The organism is Streptomyces albiflavescens (genome assembly GCF_014645835.1).
Lineage (GTDB): Bacteria > Actinomycetota > Actinomycetes > Streptomycetales > Streptomycetaceae > Streptomyces > Streptomyces albiflavescens.
Window position 1 is genome coordinate 776,558 of the sequence record NZ_BMMM01000002.1, and the last position, 19,568, is coordinate 796,125.

18 protein-coding genes are annotated in these 19,568 nt (G+C 71.5%); 10 read left to right on the top strand and 8 right to left on the bottom strand.

What is annotated here, in order from left to right; genetic code table 11:
• Positions 1–46: 46 nt before the first annotated feature.
• From IEY95_RS08355 to IEY95_RS08370, 4 genes are all read left to right on the top strand, one after another.
• Positions 47–592: a sensor domain-containing protein gene (locus tag IEY95_RS08355; protein WP_189185223.1), complete on the top strand. Its 546-nt coding sequence runs from the start codon at positions 47–49 to the stop codon at positions 590–592.
• A gap of 211 nt (positions 593–803) precedes the next feature.
• Positions 804–2,081 (top strand): sensor histidine kinase, encoded by a 1,278-nt coding sequence (locus IEY95_RS08360; RefSeq protein ID WP_189185224.1) that lies wholly within the window; start codon positions 804–806, stop codon positions 2,079–2,081.
• A 32-nt stretch (positions 2,082–2,113) separates the two neighbouring features.
• Positions 2,114–2,761, top strand: a complete 648-nt coding sequence (locus IEY95_RS08365; RefSeq protein ID WP_189185439.1) for a response regulator transcription factor — start codon at positions 2,114–2,116, stop codon at positions 2,759–2,761.
• A 217-nt stretch (positions 2,762–2,978) separates the two neighbouring features.
• Complete coding sequence (locus IEY95_RS08370; RefSeq protein ID WP_189185225.1) at positions 2,979–3,761, top strand: sulfite exporter TauE/SafE family protein; 783 nt, start codon at positions 2,979–2,981, stop codon at positions 3,759–3,761.
• Positions 3,762–3,789: 28 nt separating this feature from the next.
• Here IEY95_RS08370 and IEY95_RS08375 read toward each other — a convergent pair whose 3' ends face one another.
• From IEY95_RS08375 to IEY95_RS08385, 3 genes are all read right to left on the bottom strand, one after another.
• The gene (locus IEY95_RS08375; RefSeq protein WP_189185226.1) at positions 3,790–4,866 is read right to left on the bottom strand and encodes a S1C family serine protease; all 1,077 of its coding nucleotides are present in this window, start codon (positions 4,864–4,866) and stop codon (positions 3,790–3,792) included.
• 126 nt (positions 4,867–4,992) lie between these two features.
• On the bottom strand, positions 4,993–5,637 hold the full coding sequence (locus IEY95_RS08380; protein ID WP_189185440.1) for a class F sortase: 645 nt from the start codon (positions 5,635–5,637) through the stop codon (positions 4,993–4,995).
• Between the two features lie 201 nt (positions 5,638–5,838).
• Positions 5,839–6,351, bottom strand: a complete 513-nt coding sequence (locus IEY95_RS08385; protein WP_189185227.1) for a GVDTG sorting domain-containing protein — start codon at positions 6,349–6,351, stop codon at positions 5,839–5,841.
• A 358-nt stretch (positions 6,352–6,709) separates the two neighbouring features.
• On the opposite strand from IEY95_RS08385, the gene IEY95_RS08390 reads away from it, so the two are divergent.
• Positions 6,710–7,333: an NADPH-dependent FMN reductase gene (locus IEY95_RS08390; RefSeq protein ID WP_229702692.1), complete on the top strand. Its 624-nt coding sequence runs from the start codon at positions 6,710–6,712 to the stop codon at positions 7,331–7,333.
• A 157-nt stretch (positions 7,334–7,490) separates the two neighbouring features.
• Here IEY95_RS08390 and IEY95_RS08395 read toward each other — a convergent pair whose 3' ends face one another.
• From IEY95_RS08395 to IEY95_RS08405, 3 genes are all read right to left on the bottom strand, one after another.
• Positions 7,491–8,876 (bottom strand): ankyrin and HEAT repeat domain-containing protein, encoded by a 1,386-nt coding sequence (locus IEY95_RS08395; RefSeq protein WP_229702694.1) that lies wholly within the window; start codon positions 8,874–8,876, stop codon positions 7,491–7,493.
• A gap of 61 nt (positions 8,877–8,937) precedes the next feature.
• Positions 8,938–9,588 (bottom strand): formylglycine-generating enzyme family protein, encoded by a 651-nt coding sequence (locus IEY95_RS08400; protein WP_189185442.1) that lies wholly within the window; start codon positions 9,586–9,588, stop codon positions 8,938–8,940.
• Between the two features lie 113 nt (positions 9,589–9,701).
• Positions 9,702–11,345: a M4 family metallopeptidase gene (locus tag IEY95_RS08405; protein ID WP_189185229.1), complete on the bottom strand. Its 1,644-nt coding sequence runs from the start codon at positions 11,343–11,345 to the stop codon at positions 9,702–9,704.
• Between the two features lie 209 nt (positions 11,346–11,554).
• Here IEY95_RS08405 and cutA point away from each other — a divergent pair, with 209 nt between their 5' ends.
• Positions 11,555–11,881 (top strand): divalent-cation tolerance protein CutA, encoded by a 327-nt coding sequence (cutA, locus tag IEY95_RS08410; protein WP_189185230.1) that lies wholly within the window; start codon positions 11,555–11,557, stop codon positions 11,879–11,881.
• Positions 11,882–11,886: 5 nt separating this feature from the next.
• A complete protein-coding gene (locus IEY95_RS08415) occupies positions 11,887–12,303 on the top strand; it encodes a gamma-glutamylcyclotransferase family protein (RefSeq protein WP_189185443.1) in 417 nt (138 codons plus the stop codon).
• A 259-nt stretch (positions 12,304–12,562) separates the two neighbouring features.
• Here IEY95_RS08415 and IEY95_RS08420 read toward each other — a convergent pair whose 3' ends face one another.
• Positions 12,563–14,758 carry a molybdopterin oxidoreductase family protein gene (locus tag IEY95_RS08420; RefSeq protein WP_189185231.1) on the bottom strand — a complete coding sequence of 732 codons (2,196 nt, stop codon included), beginning with the start codon at positions 14,756–14,758 and terminating at the stop codon, positions 12,563–12,565.
• A 151-nt stretch (positions 14,759–14,909) separates the two neighbouring features.
• Positions 14,910–15,623: a SanA/YdcF family protein gene (locus tag IEY95_RS08425; protein ID WP_189185232.1), complete on the bottom strand. Its 714-nt coding sequence runs from the start codon at positions 15,621–15,623 to the stop codon at positions 14,910–14,912.
• A 212-nt stretch (positions 15,624–15,835) separates the two neighbouring features.
• On the opposite strand from IEY95_RS08425, the gene IEY95_RS08430 reads away from it, so the two are divergent.
• The 3 genes from IEY95_RS08430 to IEY95_RS08440 all read left to right on the top strand — a co-directional run bounded on the left by IEY95_RS08430 (position 15,836) and on the right by IEY95_RS08440 (position 19,566).
• Entirely contained in the window at positions 15,836–16,756 is a 921-nt protein-coding gene (locus IEY95_RS08430) for a sirohydrochlorin chelatase (RefSeq protein ID WP_189185233.1), read from the top strand.
• A 74-nt stretch (positions 16,757–16,830) separates the two neighbouring features.
• Positions 16,831–18,207 carry a deoxyguanosinetriphosphate triphosphohydrolase gene (locus IEY95_RS08435; RefSeq protein ID WP_189185234.1) on the top strand — a complete coding sequence of 459 codons (1,377 nt, stop codon included), beginning with the start codon at positions 16,831–16,833 and terminating at the stop codon, positions 18,205–18,207.
• Positions 18,208–18,300: 93 nt separating this feature from the next.
• Positions 18,301–19,566, top strand: a complete 1,266-nt coding sequence (locus tag IEY95_RS08440; protein WP_189185235.1) for an NAD(P)/FAD-dependent oxidoreductase — start codon at positions 18,301–18,303, stop codon at positions 19,564–19,566.
• The last annotated feature ends 2 nt before the right edge of the window (positions 19,567–19,568 follow it).

Sequence of the window (19,568 nt, forward strand, 5' to 3'; positions counted from 1 at the left end):
CCTTGAGGCGTCGGGTTCCACCACCTCACGCCCAGGGGGACAGATCATGGCCATCGCCCGGAAACTCCAGCCGCAGCCCGTCCGCGACGACTCCGCCGTACGTGTCTGGCGGGTCGTCCGGGAACCGTTCATGGCGGACACCTGGCGCCGGGTCGCCTACGCGCTGCTGGCCTTTCCGGTGGGGGTGATCTGCGTCCCACTGGCGCTGGCCGGTGCTCCGACGGCGCGTGGGCAGCGAGCGCTCGTACGCCGTTTCCTGGGTGACCCGGGGGGTGCCCCGGGCGTCCCCGGCGTCCCGGGCAGGGAGCCGCCCGGGGCCTCGCGCGGTCTGGCCCACGCGGTTCTCGCGACGCCCCTCAACCTCGTGGTGCTGGCGGTCACGGTCTACGGCTGGTCCCTGGTGCCGATGAACGTGGGCTGGCCCCTGCGCGCCGGTTCCGACTACGCGGACGCCTGGGGCGGGCCCACCTTCGCCGGGGCCTGGACCTTCCACGCGATCGTCGGCGGGCTCGGCTTCCTGCTCCTCATGCCGTGGCTCGGCCGGGGCATGGCATCCGTACAGCGCCGCCTCGCGGCGGCGCTCCTCTGCTAGGCCCTGTCGTCACATTCCCGTCTGCCCCGCGACGCCATGCACGCACTCTCGCCGCACCGGGCACAGACCCAAGTACATCCAGTACGAGGGCCTGTGCCCGGCACTCCCCCAGCCTTCGGCCGGGGGGACCCCCAGAGCACGCACCTGACGCCGCAGGGCCCGCCCTCCGGGCGGACGACGGGAATGTGACGACAGGACCTAGGTTGATCCCATGAACCGCCTCCGCGCCACGCTGCGCTTCCCCTTCGGGCGGCAGGCCCTCGCGGCCCTCCTCTACGGGCTGATCGCCTTCCCGCTCGCCCTGATCGGGTTCGTCCTCACCCTCGTGGGGCTGCTGGTCGGCGGCGTGCTGTCGGTGACCACGCTGGGGCTGTGGCTGATCGCCGTCACCGTACGGGGAGCGCTCGCCCTGGGCAGGCTCCAGCGCGCGCTGGCCCGGCGTCTGCTGGGGCTGGAGATCGAGGACCCGGCGCGTCGCGAGGGCGCCGGGATCCTGGGCTGGCGACGCGCTCTGCTCGCCGACCGGAGCGGCTGGCGCGCCGTCGCCTGCGCGCTGGTGACGCCCTTCACCGCCGTCTTCGCGTACGCCGCCCTCGTCATCGGCTACGTATACGGCGTCCTGCTCACCCTCCACCCTCTCCTCAAGCACTGGAACTACAACACCGAGCGGGCGAGTGACGGCACGGAACGCCGTGTGTCGCTGGAGTTCTTCGGGTTCCAAGTCGACTCCTGGCCACGGTGGTTGATCCCCGTGGCCCTGGGACTGCTGCTGCTCGGCACTGCCTCCTGGCTGCTGCGGTACGGACTCGGCCCGCACCGCGCGCTGCTCACCGTGCTGCTCGGTCCCGATGCCGCCGAGCGCCGCATCCGCGCCCTGGAGGAGACCCGTGCCCAGGCTGTGGACGATGCGGCGGCGACCCTGCGGCGCATCGAACGCGACCTGCACGACGGCACCCAGGCCCGGCTGGTCGGCCTCGCGATGCACCTCACGATGATCCGCGAGCTGATCGGCACGGGGGCTTCCCCAAAAGAGCTGCTCGCCGTCGTCGACACCGCGCGGGGCAACGCCACGCAGGCCATCGCCGACCTGCGCCATCTCGTCAAGGGCATCCACCCGCCCGTACTGGACCAGGGCCTGGACACCGCCCTGGCCACGCTCGCCGCCGACAGCGCCCTGCCCGTCGGCGTCGACACCGACATCGCGTCCCGGCCGAGCCCGGCGGTCGAGTCGATCGCGTACTTCTGCGCCGCCGAACTCCTCGCCAACGCGACCAAGCACAGCGGGGCAAGCGGTGCCACCGTGACGGTTACCGCGCGGGACGGGCTGCTGCGACTGAGCGTGCGCGACGACGGACGCGGGGGAGCGGTCATCGGCGCGGGCTCGGGCCTGACCGGGCTGCTCACCCGGGCACGGACCGTCGACGGCACGCTCACCTGCGACAGTCCGCCGGGAGGGCCTACGGTGGTCACGGTCGAGCTGCCGTACTGATCACGAGGGGGCACGAGGGTCACATGGGTCGTATGCGCGTCGTCATCGCCGAGGACTCCGCCCTGCTGCGGGACGGGCTGGTGCAGCTCCTCCAGCTGCGCGGCGTGGAGGTCGCGGCCGCCGTGGGGGACGCCGACGCGCTGCTGGCCGCCGTGGCCGAGCACCGCCCGGACGTCGCCGTCGTCGACATCCGGCTGCCGCCGACCCAGACCGACGAGGGGGTCCGGGCGGCCGTACGACTGCGCAAGGACCACCCCGGCACCGGGGTGCTGATCTTCTCGCAGTACGTGGAGACGACGTACGCGACCCAACTCCTCGGCGAACCGGCCGGATTCGGCTATCTGCTCAAGGAGCGCGTCGTCGACATCGGCGAGTTCGTGGACGCCATGGAACGGGTCGCCGGAGGCGGCACGGCGCTCGACCCCGAGGTCGTCGCCCAGCTCTTCGGTGCGAGCCGCCGCGCCACCGCGCTCGACACGCTCACGCCTCGCGAGCGCGAGGTCCTCGCCCTGATGGCCGAGGGCCGCACGAACCACGCGATCGCCGCCGCGTTCACCGTCTCCGAACGGGCCGTCGAGAAGCACATCGCCAACATCTTCTCCAAGCTCGACCTGCCGCCGTCCGACACCGGTCACCGGCGGGTGCTCGCGGTCCTGCGCTACCTGGACACGGTGAAGTGAGGCCGCGCAGACGGAGGCGCAGCCGCGAAAGGACGCGGACAGGCGGCGAGTGACGCGCACCGGCGAGGAGTGACGCGAGGAGTGACGCGGACAGGCGGCGAGTGACGCGCACCGGCGAGGAGTGACGCGGACACAACTCGTTTCTAACCTCAGAGGACCCTCAATCTTCACCTGGATTCATGGACGGCACATCTATCCCGTCCGTAGGGTCGCGATCATGCCCGACATATCGCTGACCATGGTCGCCCTCCTGTGCCTCGCCTCCCTGGCGGCGGGCTGGATCGACGCGGTCGTCGGCGGCGGCGGGCTGCTTCTGCTCCCCGTGCTGCTGCTGGGGCTGCCGAGCGGCACCCCGGCGGCGTACGCGCTGGGCACGAACAAGGCGGTGGCGATCGTCGGCACGACGGGCGCTGCGGTGACGTACGCGCGCAAGGCGCCCGTCGATGTGCGCCTGGCCGTACGGATCGGGCTCGCGGCGCTCACGGGTTCGACGGCGGGGGCGTTCGTCGCGGCCGGGCTGAGCACCGACGTCCTGAAGCCGGTCGTCATGGTCGTCCTCGTCGGCGTCGGCACCTTCGTCATCCTCAAGCCCGCCTTCGGTACGGCGCCCTCGACCACCCCCGTCTCCCCGCGCCGTGTCCTCGCCGCGATCGGGCTCGCGGGTCTCGGCATCGGCTTCTACGACGGGCTGATCGGACCCGGCACAGGTACGTTCCTCGTGCTCGCCCTCACCGCACTCCTCCACCTCGACCTGGTGACCGCCTCCGCCACCGCCAAGATCGTCAACTGCTGCACCAACGCGGGCGCCCTCGCGACCTTCGCCTGGAAGGGCACGGTGCACTGGCAGTTGGCCGCGCTGATGGCCGTCTTCAATCTCGTGGGCGGCACGGTGGGGGCGCACACGGCGCTCAAGAAGGGCAGCGGCTTCGTACGGGTGGTGCTGCTGACGGTGGTGTTCGCGCTGGTGGCGAATCTGGCGTATCAGCAGTGGATCGCGTAGTCCGGTGGTGTAGGGCGGTGGTGGGGCTTCACTGCTTCAGCGTGACGCTGATCTCCCAGATGTCGCCGAACGCGTAGGGGGTCCCTTCGGGATCCGTCCCGCTGCTCGTGAATGCGCCGTTGACGGTGAGCTTCTCACCCGGTGTGGACGACTGGAGGATGCCGCAGACCTGCGGGACGGTACCGACCGGAGTGCTCTTGAGCTCGGTGATGACATCACCGGCCCCAAGGCCTGCCTTGCTTGCCGGAGAGTTGCTGTCCACGCTGCCCACGAAGAGACCGTCGATGTCCTTGGCGGCGAGGCGCTTCTGAAGCTTCACCGCGTCGGCCTTGTTCTCCTCGGGGAAGTAGTCCGCGAAAGAGGGGTCGCCGAGCGCGATCAGGCTCTGCCATCCGGGATTGTTCTTGCTCTTTCCGTCGGCCAGCCCTTGCAGAAGGGGCTCGGCGTGATCACTGCTGATGGAGTAGTACTGACCCTCGGTCCCCGTGAGGCTGTACGTGTTGATTCCGACGAGCTCCGCATTGCTGTTGAGCAGTGGGCCTCCCGAATTGCCCTGGTTGAGCGTTGCCGAATGCTGGACGGCGGACGGCAGGTTGGGCGAGCTGACCTGGTCCGTCAGAGCGACGTCGGGCGACTGGACCACTCCGCTGGTCAGTACGGCCTTCTCATGGCTGGTGTCGCCGGCCGCCATCGGGTAGCCGATGGCCGTCACCTCGTCCCCCTGCTGGAGATCGCCGCTGTTGCCGAACTCCACCTGTTTGAGGTCGTCCTGTGGCGTGGCGAGCTTGATGACCGCCAGGTCCTCGCAGAGGTCGCTGGCCATCACCCGGACGGGGACGGGCGTACCGTCCTCGATACGGACCTGGAGGGAGGTCTGACCGGCCACCACATGGTCGTTGGTGAGGATGAGACCTTGTTCGGCGTCGTAGATGATTCCCGTGCCGTCGGCCTGATTGGCGGCCAGTACCTGCACGGTCGCGGGCGCCACCTTTTCGAAGATCTCTTTCGGTGACAGGTCGTCCGCTCGCGCCTGGGTCGCGGTGATACCGCCGCTCAATGCGATGGCCGACACCGCGGTGACGACCATTCTCGCTATCCGCCGCATTCGGGCCCTCCCAGCTCCCGGCCGGAGGCCCCAACACCCAAGCCGGGGAAAAGAACTGCCCTTTTCAGCCTAATACCACAGAAAACGCCTGTCGCGGCGAGGGAGCGCCGCCGGCTGTCCGGCCCCTCAGGCCGGTCCGGGGCGGCTGCCCGTCAGATGGGCGAAGACGACCACGTTGCCCTGGTATCCCGTCGTCTTCGAGTAGCCGCCGCCGCAGGTGATGACGCGGAGTTCGGGGCGAGGGGCGGCGCCGTACACCTTCTCGTCGGGGAAGTCGCGGGCCTGGTACACCTCGACGGCGTCGACGGTGAAGACGGCCGTGCCGCCGTCGCGTCGCGCCACCTCGATGGCGCTGCCCTTCTTGACGGCGCCGAGGTCGTAGAAGACGGCCGGGCCCTCGGCGTTGTCGACGTGTCCGGCGACGATGGCGGTGCCCCGCTCGCCGGGGGCGGTGCCGGCCTCGTACCAGCCGGCCAGGTTCTTGTCCTCGGGGGGCGGGACGTCCAGGCTGCCCTGCGGGGTGAGGCCGAGGCCCATCAATGGGGCGTCCACCCGGATCGAGGGGATGCGGATGCGTTCGGGCGGAGAGTGCCGCAGCGCGGGCGCCGAAGAGGGCCGGTCTCGGGTGTCGGGTGACGCGGCCTGCGCGGCGGACGGCTGGGGCGGCGCGTGGGTCTCGGCTCCGCTGCCCAGCAGCCAGGCGCCGGTGCAGAGTGCGACCACGGTGACGGACGCTATGGCGATGTTGCCGGCGTGACCGGCCTCTCGGATCCCGACGATCTTGCGGATCCTGCGAACCTTGCGGATCCTGCCGATCTCGTAGAACCTGCCGGTCCTGCTGAAACGCCGCACGTGAGCCTCCTTTCTGCTACTCCTCTCTCGGTCCCGTTCCCCCTCCGGGCCGCGAGGGGCGTCGGGCCACGGAGGGGGAGGGGACGGCGGTACCGGTGGACGGACAGCGGAGGGTGTCCGTCAGATCCCGTCGCCTCTCGCCCGGCGATGCAGGAGCCAGGTACCGCCCGCGGCGGCGACGGCCAAGGCCGCCACTCCCGCCGCGGTCTTCACGGGATCGGGGCCCAGTGCGCCGCCGACCCCCGTATTCACACGTCCGCGCGGTTGGGTCTGTTCGCGCGTGGACGTCAGGGTCACCACCAGGTCCCCCGTCACCTTCCGGCCGCCGCACGTCGCGACGATCTCGTACGTCCCCGGCTGCGCGCTCGGCGGCACCCGGAACTGGCCGATCACGTCGTGCTCGTGCGTGCTCGGGGCGAGGGCGAAGGCGCCCGCGCCCACCGCGCTGGCGTCACCTGTCGCCGCGTCCGCGCCGCACGCCGCCGTGTTGACGGTGACTGCCGAGCCCGGGATGACGGTGGAGGGGAACACTTCCAGACGGCCCGCGTCCCCGCCGTACGCGGGCACTGTGGCGAGGCTCGCGGTGGCGACGGCGAGCGCGGTACCGGTCAGCAGACGGGCGGTACGTCGCATCGTGTTTGCTCCTCCGAGGGGGCGCGGCCCGCGACACCCCCAAGTGCCGCTGTGTCGGTCGCGCCCCTGCCCTACCGAGGTAAGTGGCACATGCCCACGCCCGCTTCCTGAGGGGGCGTCAGAAATGATGTGAATGGGTGTCAGGCGCGCGGCAGGAAGGAGCTTGGCCGGTGGCATTTCAGCAGGTCACTGGCGTGTGGCGGGCGTGTCGGGGGAGAGAACCCGAAGGGCGGGGGTTGGGGGTGTGAACGGGTGACCGGGGTGGATGTCCGGGGCACGTGGATTGCGGCCCGGCTCGAGGCCTGTGCCGCTTGACCTTCTTGACCTCAACGTTGCTTGAGGTATGAGGCTGTGCGTCATGACGACAGCCACAGCTGATTCCACCGTTCCCGTCCGGACGTCGGAGACCCCCGTGCGGGTCGCCGTAGTCCTCGGCAGCAATCGAGAGGGCCGCTTCGGGCCGGTCGTCGCCGACTGGCTGCTGGCCCGGATCCGCGAACGCGACGACTTCGCCCCCGAGGTCGTCGACGTCGCCTCCGTCCAGCTCCCGACGGCCCTCTCACACTCCCCGTCCCCCTCGGTGGCCGCCGAGCTCGCGAAGGTCACGCCCACCCTTGCCGCCGCCGACGCCTTCGTCGTCCTCACCCCCGAGTACAACCACTCCTTCCCCGCCGGCCTCAAGAACCTCATCGACTGGCACTACGCCGAGTGGCGCGCCAAGCCCGTCGCCCTCGTCTCGTACGGCGGCGTCTCCGGCGGCCTTCGCGCCGTCGAACACCTTCGCCAGGTGTTCGCGGAACTTCACGCCGTGACGGTGCGGGACACGGTGTCCTTCCATGGCTCGGGTGCCGCGTTCGACGGGGAGGGGCAGCCGCGCGATGCCGCGGCTCCGGCGGCCGCGGCGAAGGTGATGCTGGACCAACTGGGCTGGTGGGCACGGGCATTGAGGGAGGCGAAGGGGGTGAGGCCGTACGGGGGGTAGGGCGGAGGGGGCGAGTGTGCTCCGCCGGCGTCACTCCCGCCGTGATCGTCTTCGTGGTCGTCCACGGTCTCGTCGACGTCGCCACCGTCCCGCCGGTCGTCGTGGTGGCGCCGAGGAAGACCCCGTAGAGATCTCCCGTGGCCGAGAACCCGGGGCCTCAGGGCGTGGAGGTCGCCTTCTCCCTCCGCCACCTCCACTGCCAGAGCTCGTTGGCCCGGTGGTCCTCGTCGAAAGCGGCGCCGAGAAGAGGTCCCACCCGCTCGTACGCCTCTTCGGTGCGTGGATCGTCGCGCTTGGCGAGACCGTAGGCGGCCTCCAGGCGGACCAGTTGGTTGTCCTCGTCGAGCAACGCGAGCAAGGCGTCGGTGACGGCGGGCGTGCGGTCCCCGGACACGGCCAGTGCCGCCGCGGCCGCACCCCGCGCGCCGGCATCCGGGTCCTGAGCCAGGTGGAGCAGCGCCCGGGTGGCCTCCGGCAGGAAGTCGTCGTCCCATGTGCCCACCGTGCAGGCGGCGATGCGCACTTCGGGGTCCGGGTCCCGCCTGAGGGTGCGCAAGGCGGTCCCGGCCGCCGGCGTGACGGGAGTGCCGTACGGGCAGAGGGCGTCGGGCACGTGGCGGCGTACGCGGGGGTCCGGATGGTCGGCGTAACGGAGCCCGATGGCCTGCTGGGCGGGGTGTTCGTGGTCGTTGAAGACATCGAGCACCTGCGCGAGCACCTCGCTGTCGGTTTCCTCGGCCGCCCAGACGGCCAGGAGTTCCCCCTCCTTCTTCTCGTAGGAGGAGGCGCCGGTGCGAAGGAGCGCCGTGATCCGCAGGTAGTCCGTCACGAACCGGCGGCGGACCGGGTCGGGGTGGTGGCGATGGTCGACCACGGCGGACCAGGTCTCGTAGCTGCGGCGCTGACCGAGGATCCAGCGGACCGTCGACCAGTTCGCGTCGTCATCCTCGGGCCGCCCCACGGCGCGGGTGATCAGTTCGTCGACAGGCGTCAGGATACGGAAGGCCCACTCCAGCGAGGTCAGGATGGCGCCGTGCCCGGCCCGTACGGAGAGGCCACCGAGCGAGACCTGATCGATTCGGTCGTACTCGTCGTCTCGCACCCGGACCGTCGCGGCGGGACCCGTCGCGCCCGTCCTGCGCCGCAGCTCCTCGACCGGGCCCGTCTCGTACCAACTCCGCGCCAGGGCGAGCAGTCGTTCACGAGCGGCTTCCGGAAGCCGCAGCCGGGGCTCCTTGCCCAGCGCGGCCGAGAAGACCGCCGGGGAGCCGCCGTCGATCGAGCGCCAAAGGGGCGTGGTCCCGTCCGGCAGCACCCGGTCGGGGTCCGCGCCGCCCTCCACCAACGCCTCGGTGACCGGCTCGTCGTAGGCCGCGACGGCCACGCACAGCACCGGCAGCCCTTCGGTGTCCACCGTGTCGACGGTGTCCGGATCCGCGCCCTCTTCCAGCAGGGCCCGCACCGTCTCCGCGTCCCCCGCCCGCACCGCCGTCACAAGCCGGCCGTCCAGTCCGTCCTCGCCCATACCCGCGTTCCCCCGCACGTCCCGAATGGTTCATCAGCACCGCGAGTATTGCGCGCGGGTCCGACAGCGGCACCGTCATTCAGTGCGCGAGCGACCGCGCCACCCGGAACCCCACGTCGTCGACCCGGAAGGTCGGGTGGCTGCGGCGGCGCGCGGAGGTGCGGCAGCTCCAGTGTTCGTCGAACCAGCCGCCGCCGCGCAGCACGCGGTAACTGCCGTAGACCTCGGGGTCGTAGAGGTCCCAGCACCAGTCCCAGACATTGCCGATCATGTCGTGGAGGCCCCACGGGTTCGGCCGCTTGGTGCCCACATCGTGGATCGTCTCGTGCGAGTTGTCGCGATACCAGGCGATCTCGTCGAGCGGCCCGTACCGCGGTCCGGTGGTTCCGGCACGGCAGGCGTGTTCCCACTCCGCCTCGGTCGGCAGCCGGTACCCGTCGGCGGACGCGGCCCACTCGACCCGCTCGCCGTCACCGCCGAAGCGGTAGGCGGGCGTGAACCCGTCGCGCTCGGACAGTGCGTTGCAGAACCGGACCGCGTCCCACCACGAAACGCTCTCGACGGGCAACCGCTCCCCACGGGAGGCACTCGGCCACAGACCCGTGATCCGCGCGTACAGCTCCTGCGTGACCGGGAAGGCCGCCAGCTCGTAGGGCGCGACCTCGACCGGCCAACTCCGCCGCGTGCGCCGGTCCGACAGCGTCACCCGCCCCGCCGGGACGGTGACCATCGTCGCCCGCCCCGTCGGGACCGGGGGCAGCTCGTTTCCTGGGTTCGCGCTCATGGGCAGGCGATCCTATCGGCGCCTGCCCATGAGCGATCGCCCGCCGCCGGGCGGGCCGATCAGCCGACCGACACCGCCGACCAGGCAGCCGCCACCGCGTTGTACTCCGTGCTGCCCGCCCCGTACAGGTCCTTCGCCGCGTTCAGGGTGGCCGTGCGGGCGCCCGCGTAGTTCGTCGAGGACGTCATGTAGACGGTCAGCGCGCGGTACCAGATCCTTCCGACCTTGTCCCGGCCGATGCCTGTCACCGTGGAGCCGTTGCACGTCGGGGAGTTGTAGCCGACGCCGTTGATGGTCTTCGCGCCGCTGCCTTCCGACAGCAGGTACGCGAAGTGGTTGGCCACGCCCGAGGAGTAGTGCACGTCCAGGTTCCCCACCGAACTGCTCCAGCAGTCCGCCGAGTTGCCGTCCTTCGACGGCTTGTCCATGTAGCGCAGGGCCGTCTTGCCGAAGCCCGGGCGGACGATCTTCTCGCCGATGAGGTAGTCGCCGAGGTCGGAGGAGTTGTTCGCGTACCACTCCACCATCGTGCCGAAGATGTCCGAGGTCGCCTCGTTGAGCCCGCCGGACTCGCCCGAGTACGTCAGCCCCGCCGTCTTCGACGTGACACCGTGCGACATCTCGTGCCCCGCCACGTCCAGCGCGACGAGCGGGCCGAACGTCGTCCCGTCACCGTCCCCGTACGTCATGCAGAAGCAGGTGTCGTCCCAGAAGGCGTTGTTGTAGTCGGTGCCGTAGTGCACGCGGTTGTACGAGCCCTTGCCGTCGCCCGCGATGCCGTTGCGGCCGTGGACGTTCTTGTAGTAGTCCCAGGTCTCGTTGGTGCCGTACTGCGCGTCGACGGCGGCCGAGGAGCGGTCGGCCGTCGTGCCGGTACCCCAGTGGTTGTCCGCGTCGGTGAAGAGGGTCGCGGGGGCGCGGCTGATGCAGACCCCCAGGATGCAGAGGTCCGTCTTGTTCGCGGCGTCGCCCGTGTAGGTGTTGCCCCGCGTCGGGTCCTTGAGCTGGTACGTCGATCCGGAGAGCGTCGTCTCCAGCGGGACCGTTCCGCTGTAGAGGGACTTTCCGTCGCCGCTCGCGGTCTCGATGCTGTCCCACGCGTCGATCTGCCGGCCGGTGCGGGCGTCGGTCAACACCGTGCGGGCCACCGGGTTGCCCAGCGAGTCCTGGCCCGCCACGTCGGTGCGCCAGGCCAGCTTGGGCGCGCCGTGCAGGGCGTCGACGACGAGCTGGGGCTTGGCCGTCACCTTGCGCAGCAGCTCGCCGGCGTTCGCGGCACGCAGCGCGTTCGTGGCCAGATCGGCGGCCTGCGGGGCCAGGACGGCAGGGGTGATCGTCGGTACGGAGATGGTGCGCTTCGTGGCCCGGTTCGCGCCGCGATACGAGCCGTTCGGCGCCAGATGGAGAACGAAGTCGCCGCCCAGTACAGGGAGTTGGTGGTACGTCCGGTCGTAGCGCACATGCTGGCTGCCGTCCGCGTCGACGACCACGTCGCGGACGCTGGTGCCCTGGTCCGAGGTGAGGCCCAGGCTCGCGGCCTGGGCGGTCAGCGCCGATACGGCGTTGCTGATCGCGGTGGCCCGGCTCGGCCTGGCGTCCGCACTCGCTGTGGGGGCGAGCGCGGCGGCCAGCAGGGTGGCGGTGGTAGCGGCCACGCCGGCGGTGGCGAAACGGGAACCTCGGATGTGTCGTATCCGACTCATCGGTCTCCTAGGGAAGGCGCCTCGGGGCGCGTGGGGTCGCGTGGGGGCGGCGCAGAAGTTGACTCAGATTTAAAGGTCCATGACATGTCATGTCCATAGCGCGCACTGGCGGATGTGTGTGGGTGTGTGAGGGTGTGGCGAGGGGCGAGAATCGTTTCTGCGAAGGGCTCCGGCGGGGCCATGGCAAGGACTCGAAAGGGAGGCCGATCATGGCCACGGACGGCTGGCTGACCGTGCTGACCACGACCGATGCCGTCGAGAAGGCGGAGGCCCTCGCCCGCGGAGCGGTGGAGGCGCGGGCCGCGGCCTGTGCGCAGATCTCCGGGCCGGTGACGTCGGTGTACCGCTGGAAGGGGGCCGTCGAGACCGCCGCCGAGTGGCAGGTGCTGTTCAAGACGACGGGTGCCCGGTACGACGCGCTGGAGGCGTATCTGCGCGAGGCGCACGACTACGACACCCCTGAGATCGTCGCGACGCCGGTCGTCCGGGGGAGCGCGGACTATCTGCGCTGGCTGGAGGAGGAGACCGCTTCTTGAACGAGGTGGAACTGCCCTTCTTCGTCTACGGCACCCTGCGTCCCGGCGAGCACAACCACGACCTGTTCCTGCGCGGGCGCACGGAGTCCGAGGAGCCGGGACGCATGCGGGGGGTCGTGCTGTACGACGGGCCCGGATATCCGTACGCCGTGGAGGAACCCGGAGGAGTCGTGTGCGGGGAGGTGGTCACCGCCTCGCCCGAGGCGTACGGGGAGTTGCTCGCCGCACTCGATCGGCTGGAGGAGTACGTGCCGGGCGACCCCCGCAACCTGTACGAGCGCGTGGCGCGGGACGTGACCCGCGCGGACGGGACCGTCGTACGGGCCTGGGTGTACGTGGCCGCGCCCGGCGTCGCCGCGCGATTGCGGGGCCGGGGCAGGCCCATCGAGGGCGGGGAGTGGCGCTCGCCGCAGTCGTCGTAGCTGCGGGCATGCGTGCCGGGCGTCGCGACGCCGCGGAGATCCATCAGAAGCCCCCTAGGGGCGTTGGGGGTCCCCCTTGTTCGAGCGAAGCCGAGTACTTGGGGAGGGTGGGCACTGGGGGTACTCCCACGCCATCAGGGCAGTGGGGGAGGCACCCTGCAGGCGCCGGCGAGCGAACCCACCCCGACGGCAACCCCACTCCGGTGCCCGTGCACGGCGGCGCCGCGTGCCCGGGATGCCAACTTCCGGACCGATACCCCTACTTCACCGACTCCACCCGCACCGCGCAGGTCTTGAACTCCGGCATCCGGGAGGTCGGGTCGAGGGCCGGATTGGTCAGCGTGTTGGCCCGGCCCTCGCCCGGCCAGTGGAAGGGCATGAACACGGTGTCGGGGCGGATGGTGGTCGTGATCCGGGCCGGCGCGACGGCCCGGCCACGCCGTGACACCACCGCCACCGCGTCCCCGTCCGCCGCCCCGAGGCGCTCGGCCAGCCGCGGATGCATCTCCACGAAGGGCCCGGGCGCCGCGGCGTTGAGTTCGTCGACCCGCCGGGTCTGCGCACCCGACTGGTACTGCGCGACCACACGGCCGGTGGTCAGCAGGACCGGGTACTCCTCGTCCGGCTCCTCGGCCGCCGCCCGATGGGACACCGGAACGAAGCACGCCCGGCCGTCCTCGGTGGCGAAACGATCGAGGAAGAGGCGGGGGGTGCCCGGGTGGGCGCCGCCCGGGACGTCGTCCTCGCCCGGGGTGTCCGGGAGGAGCTCGGCCGAGGTGTCCTCGGCCGGATCGTCCGGAAGTACGTCCAGTGAGGCGTCCTCGCAGTCGCCGGGGCCCTCCGCGCCGGCCGGCGCCGGGCACGGCCAGAACACCCCGCCCTCCTTTGCGAGCCGCCGGTAGGTGATCCCCGAGTAGTCCGCCGCCCCGCCCGCGCTCGCCCTGCGCAGCTCGTCGAAGACCTCCTCCGGGTTCACCGGGAAGCCCTTCTCCACACCCAGTCGGGCGGCGAGTTCGTGCAGGACGTGCAGGTCGCTGCGTACCCCGTCCGGCGGGGTGATCGCCTGGCGGCGCAACAGCACCCGGCCCTCCAGGTTCGTCGTCGTGCCGGTCTCCTCGGCCCACTGCGTCACCGGCAGGACGACGTCCGCGAGGGCGGCCGTCTCGGAGAGGACGACGTCCGCGACCGCCAGGAAGTCCAGGGACTTCAGACGCCGCTCGATGTGCGCGGCGCGCGGCGCGGACACCACCGGGTTCGAGCCCATCAACAGCAGTGAGCGGATGTCCGTCCCCATCGCGTCGAGGAGCTCGTACGCGCTCCGCCCGGGCCCCGGCAGCGAGTCCGGGTCCACCCCCCACACCTCGGCGACGTGGCGTCGCGCCGCCGGGTCCGTCAGCTTGCGGTAGCCGGGCAGCTGGTCGGCCTTCTGGCCGTGTTCGCGCCCGCCCTGCCCATTGCCCTGCCCGGTCAGGCAGCCGTACCCGGACAGCGGACGCCCCGAGCGGCCCGTCGCGAGACACAGGTTGATCCACGCGCCCACGGTGTCCGTGCCCTTGGACTGCTGCTCGGGCCCGCGCGCGGTGAGCACCATGGCGGCCTCCGGCTCGCAGAACAGCCGTACGGCTTCGCGCAGTTGTGGAACGGACACCCCCGTGATCCGCTCCACGTACTCGGGCCAGTGCGCCATGGCCGCGGCCCGCGCCTCCTCCCAGCCGCTCGTACGGGCCCGGATGTACTCCTCGTCCGTACGCCCCTCGGCGACGATCAGGTGGAGCAGCCCCAGCGCGAGCGCCAGGTCCGTACCCGGGCGCGGCGCCAGATGCAGGTCCGCCTGCTCGGCCGTACGGGTGCGGCGCGGGTCGACGACGATCAGCGTGCCGCCGTTCTCCTTCAGCTCGGTGAGGTAGCGCAGCGCGGGCGGCATCGTCTCGGCGAGGTTGGAGCCGACGAGGATCACACAGCCGGTCCTCGGGATGTCCTCCAGCGGGAAGGGCAGCCCCCGGTCGAGGCCGAAGGCCTTGATGCCGGCCGCCGCCGCGGACGACATGCAGAAGCGTCCGTTGTAGTCGATCTGTGAGGTGCCCATGACGACGCGGGCGAACTTCCCGAGCGCGTACGCCTTCTCGTTCGTCAGTCCGCCCCCGCCGAACACCCCGCACGCGTCCGGGCCATGCTCCGTACGCGTGCGGGACAGCCCTTCTGCGATCCGGTCGAGCGCCTCGCCCCAGGTCGCGGGCTCCAGAACGCCCGCGTTGCGGACCAGCGGGGAGGCCAGCCGCACCCGGGACGAGAGCACCTCGGGCGCCGTACGGCCCTTGCTGCACAGCGCGCCCCGGTTCACCGGAAAGTCCGCGCGCTCGCTCACCTCGACGCCCCCGCCGGGCGCGGGCGACAGATTCATCCCGCACTGCAGGGCGCAGTACGGGCAGTGGGTCGGCGTCGCGGAGGTGTTCATACCGCTCAGCGTGCGTCGGGCGTGTTACGTGCCGGGGCGGCGAGCGTTACACGGGCGGGACGGTGACCTCCCGGCCGGGTACGGCCCGCAGTGAGGGTCCGCCTGATCGGCCCGTCAGGGCGGAGCCGGTGAGACCCACCGCGGCAACCCCCTACCGTCCCGCGTCCAACGCCCGGGCAACCCCCGACTCCTTCGGCCCCAGGAACCGCGGGTCGGGCTGGAACACCGCGTCCAGCGCGGCCTTCCCGGCCGCGAACACCTCCCGCGCACCCCCGTAGTACCAGGTGACGTCGTGCTTCGCGTCGACACCGATGCCGTACGACGAGACACCCGCCGCCTGGCACAGCGCGACGGCGCGGCGGATGTGGAAGCCCTGGCTGATCAGCACGGCCCGGTCGACGCCGAAGATCTTCTTCGCGCGGACGCAGGAGTCCCACGTGTCGAAACCGGCGTAGTCGCTGACGATCCGCCCGTCCGGCACGCCGCGCTTGGTCAGATAGGCCCGCATCGCGTCCGGCTCGTCGTAGTCCTCGCGGCTGTTGTCGCCGGTGACGAGGACCACCTCGATCCGGCCCGCCCGGTACAGCTTCGCCGCCGCGTCGAGCCGGTGGGCGAGGTACGGCGAGGGCTCGCCGTCCCACAGGCCGGCGCCGAAGACCACCGCGACCTCGGTGCGCGGGGCGTCCGCCGTCGTGCGCAGCCGGTCACCGGTCACCACGTACATCCAGGTCGCCGGCAGCAGCGCCAGGACGCACAGCAGCATGATCCCCTGCACGGCCCGCCGCTGTCCGGTACGCGTGCGCGGCAGCCGTGGCATGCGCGGCCTGCGCGGTTTCAGCAACGTACGCAGCTTCGGATGGCGCATTGGTACGGTCCCCTCCCCAGGTGGCCTCGCCCATGGAGGACGCGGCGTGCGGTGATCCGGTTCGCGGCCGGAAGAGTGACCAGATTCACTCGCGGCGTATCTCCGCAGGTCACGAAAGCTCACACACCCCGTGCATCCCATCGTGAACCCTCGGAAAACACCCGTCATGCCCGCGCAACGGCCCGGCAACCTCCTGCCGCCAGGATCGGTCCATGACGGCGTCGAACCCTCCTCGCGACGAGTCCCGCCACCGCCCCGGTGGGCGGCCGCCGCGGGGTGCCCACCCAGACAGTCACCTCGACAGTACGGCGCAAATCATGAACCGGATCACCAGCCAGCTCGGCAGTCAGCTCAGCCTCGTCTCGCTCAACGGCACCCGCCGCCCGGCAGCGCCCGCGCTCGTCCTCGTGGCGCACGGCAGCCGCGACCCGCGCGCGCTGAGCACCGTACGCACCCTGATCGAGCGGATCCGCGAGCTGCGCCCTCACCTGTCCGTGCACCTGGGCCACATCGAGCTGAACGAGCCCCTGCTGACCGACACGCTCGCCTCCCTCGGCGGCAAGGAGGACGCCGTCCTCGTGCCGCTGCTGCTCAGCCGCGGCTACCACGTCAAGCACGACATCCCCGAAGCCGCGGCCGCCGCGGCCGACGTGCGCACCCGCGTCGCCGCCCCGCTCGGCCCGCACCCGCTGCTCGTGGAGACGCTGTACGCGCGGCTCGTCGAGGCCGGATGGCGCACCAGAACGAGCGACAGCGCCCGCCGCGCGAGCGGAGTCGTGCTCGCCGCCGCCGGTTCCCGCGACCCCGACGCGGCCCTCGACACCCGCCGCACCGCCCAGCTGCTCGCCGAACGCCTCGGTGTGCCCGTCGTCCCCGCGTACGCGTCCGCCGCCGCGCCCACCGTCCCCGCGGCCCTGCGTGCCCTCGCCGCCCGCGGCCGTCACCGGGTCGCCGTCGCCTCGTACTTCACCGCCCCCGGCCGCTTCGCCACCGAGTGCGCCGAGGCCGCCCCCTGGATCGCCGCCGATCCGCTGGGCGACCACCCGGCGATGGCCCGCCTCGTCCTGCACCGCTACGACCAGGCCGCCGCGATCCCCGAACCCGCTGCGGAGCGCGCACTGGCCTCGGCCTGAACCGCACGGCTCCACCCCTTTCGCCACCGCCGAGTACGTCCCGATTGTCACTGCGTGCGTTTACTGTCGGTGGCATGGAAGGCATCGCACCGAAGGCACCCCAGGCATACGAGAACCACGCGGCGCACGACGGACGGCAGGCGTACGACGAGTCCGGTGTCGAGCGCTTCGCCGTCGAGCCCGACAAACGCCCCGGCCGCACCGCCTTCCAGCGCGACCGCGCGCGCGTGCTGCACTCCGCCGCCCTGCGACGCCTCGCGGGCAAGACCCAGGTCGTCACCCCGGGCACCCGGAGTCAGGTCTGGGACGCCAGCCCCCGCACGCGCCTGACCCACTCCCTGGAGTGCGCCCAGGTCGGCCGGGAACTGGGCGCGGCCCTCGGCTGCGACCCCGACCTGGTCGAGGCGGCCTGCCTCTCCCACGACCTCGGGCACCCGCCCTTCGGGCACAACGGCGAACAGGCGTTGAACGAGTTCGCGGAGGACTGCGGGGGGTTCGAGGGCAACGCACAGTCCCTGCGCCTGCTCACCCGTATCGAGCCCAAGCGCTTCGTCCGCTCGGACGCTGTGACATCGGCCGCCGGCGCGGCGGGCGGCGACCTCGTCAGCGTCGGGCTCAACCTCACCCGTGCCGCCCTCGACGCCGCCACCAAGTACCCCTGGCCGCGCGGCGCGCACCCCACCGACCCCAAGTCGCCCAAATTCGGGGTCTACGAGGACGACCGGCCGGTCTTCGACTGGGTCCGCAAGGGCGCCCCCGGCACCCGTACGTGCTTCGAGGCCCAGGTCATGGACTGGTCGGACGACGTGGCGTACTCGGTGCACGACGTCGAGGACGGTCTGCACGCGGGCCACATCGACCCCAACTGCCTGCACGCGGAGCCCGAGCGGCAGGAGATCTTCGCGGTGGCCATCGGACGGTACGTGCCCGCGGACACGGACCCCGCAGAGCTGTCCGAGGCCCTCGACCGGCTCCTGGACCAGGAGTGGTGGCCGCACGGGTACGACGGATCGGCCGTCGCGCAGGCCCGGTTGAAGGACGCCACCAGCCAGCTCATCGGCCGCTTCTGCCTGGCGGCGGAGGGCGCCACGCGCGCGACGTACGGCAGCGGACGGCTCACGCGGTACGCGGCGGAGCTGGTCGTCCCCCGCGGTGCGCGCCACGAGTGCGCCGTGCTCAAAGCCGTCGCCGACCGGTACGTCATGCAGCGCGCCGAGCAGGAGCGGCTCCGCGCCGACCAGCGGATCGTCGTCGCCGAACTGGCTCAGGCGCTCACGGCCCGCGCGCCCGACGGCCTGGATCCGCAGTTCCGGGCGCTGTTCGACGACGCGTTCGACGACCGTGCCCGTAAGCGCGTGATCGTCGACCAGATCGCTTCGCTCACCGATGCCTCGGCGCGTTCCCTGCACCTCAGGCTCATCAGGGGTTCCCATGGGGGCGGAGGAGTGTGACCCTGCGTGGCCTGATCGGGCCACTACCTCTTCCCGCATCACGCTCTGTGCGGGACGCTCGCATGTGGCGACATCCTTACGAGGAGGCATCAAGTGGTCGACGCGGATCAGACATTCGTCATCGTCGGAGGAGGTCTCGCCGGCGCGAAGGCGGCCGAGACGCTCCGAGGGGAGGGCTTCACCGGCCGCGTGATACTGATCTGCGACGAACGCGACCACCCCTACGAACGCCCGCCGCTGTCCAAGGGCTATCTCCTCGGCAAGGAGGAGCGCGACAGCGTCTTCGTGCACGAACCCGCGTGGTACGCGCGGAACGACATCGAGCTGCACCTCGGCCAGACGGTCGACGCCATCGACCGCAGCGCGAAGACCGTCCGCTTCGGTGACGACGGCACCCTCGTCCACTACGACAAGCTGCTCCTCGCGACCGGCGCCGAGCCGCGCCGGCTCGACATCCCGGGCACCGACCTCGCGGGCGTCCACCACCTGCGCCGCCTCGCGCACGCCGAGCGGCTGAAGGGCGTCCTCGCCGCCCTCGGCCGTGACAACGGGCATCTCGTGATCGCGGGCGCCGGCTGGATCGGCCTGGAGGTCGCGGCAGCGGCCAGGGAGTACGGCGCAGAGGTCACCGTCGTCGAGCACGGGCCGACTCCGCTGCACGCGGCCCTCGGCCCCGAGCTCGGCCAGGTCTTCGCCGAACTGCACCGCGAGCACGGCGTCCGCTTCCACTTCGGCCGCCGGCTCACCGAGATCGTCGGCCAGGACGGCATGGTGCTCGCCGCCCGCACCGACGACGGCGAGGAGCACCCCGCCCACGACGTCCTCGCGGCCATCGGCGCGGCCCCGCGCACCGCCCTCGGCGAGGCCGCGGGCCTCACCCTCGCCGACCGCGCGCACGGCGGCGGCATCGTGGTCGACGAGCGGCTGCGCACCTCCGACCCCGACATCTACGCTGCCGGTGACGTGGCGGCCTTCCACCACACCCTCTTCGACACCCGGCTGCGCGTCGAGCACTGGGCCAACGCGCTCAACGGCGGACCGGCCGCGGCGCGCTCGATGCTGGGGCGCGAGGTGACCTACGACCGGGTGCCGTACTTCTTCACCGATCAGTACGACCTGGGGATGGAGTACTCGGGGTGGGCGCCTCCGGGCTCCTACGACCAGGTGGTGATCCGGGGAGACGCGGGCAAGCGGCAGTTCATCGCCTTCTGGGAGAAGGACGGTCGGGTGCTGGCCGGGATGAACGTGAATGTGTGGGACGTCACGGAGCCGATCCAACGCCTGATCCGATCCCGGGCCCAGGTGGACACCGAGGCACTGGCCGACCCGCACGTTCCGCTGGACAGCCTGGTCCCCTGACC

Coding starts and splice junctions, on each gene's coding strand:
- IEY95_RS08430 (WP_189185233.1), top strand. CDS start 15,836: ATGACGGCGTCGAACCCTCCTCGCGACGAGTCCCGCCACCGCCCCGGT.
- IEY95_RS08370 (WP_189185225.1), top strand. CDS start 2,979: ATGCCCGACATATCGCTGACCATGGTCGCCCTCCTGTGCCTCGCCTCC.
- IEY95_RS08420 (WP_189185231.1), bottom strand. CDS start 14,758: ATGAACACCTCCGCGACGCCGACCCACTGCCCGTACTGCGCCCTGCAG.
- IEY95_RS08375 (WP_189185226.1), bottom strand. CDS start 4,866: ATGCGGCGGATAGCGAGAATGGTCGTCACCGCGGTGTCGGCCATCGCA.
- IEY95_RS08355 (WP_189185223.1), top strand. CDS start 47: ATGGCCATCGCCCGGAAACTCCAGCCGCAGCCCGTCCGCGACGACTCC.
- IEY95_RS08435 (WP_189185234.1), top strand. CDS start 16,831: ATGGAAGGCATCGCACCGAAGGCACCCCAGGCATACGAGAACCACGCG.
- IEY95_RS08360 (WP_189185224.1), top strand. CDS start 804: ATGAACCGCCTCCGCGCCACGCTGCGCTTCCCCTTCGGGCGGCAGGCC.
- IEY95_RS08425 (WP_189185232.1), bottom strand. CDS start 15,623: ATGCGCCATCCGAAGCTGCGTACGTTGCTGAAACCGCGCAGGCCGCGC.
- IEY95_RS08390 (WP_229702692.1), top strand. CDS start 6,710: ATGACGACAGCCACAGCTGATTCCACCGTTCCCGTCCGGACGTCGGAG.
- IEY95_RS08385 (WP_189185227.1), bottom strand. CDS start 6,351: ATGCGACGTACCGCCCGTCTGCTGACCGGTACCGCGCTCGCCGTCGCC.
- IEY95_RS08400 (WP_189185442.1), bottom strand. CDS start 9,588: ATGGTCACCGTCCCGGCGGGGCGGGTGACGCTGTCGGACCGGCGCACG.
- IEY95_RS08365 (WP_189185439.1), top strand. CDS start 2,114: ATGCGCGTCGTCATCGCCGAGGACTCCGCCCTGCTGCGGGACGGGCTG.
- cutA (WP_189185230.1), top strand. CDS start 11,555: ATGGCCACGGACGGCTGGCTGACCGTGCTGACCACGACCGATGCCGTC.
- IEY95_RS08405 (WP_189185229.1), bottom strand. CDS start 11,345: ATGAGTCGGATACGACACATCCGAGGTTCCCGTTTCGCCACCGCCGGC.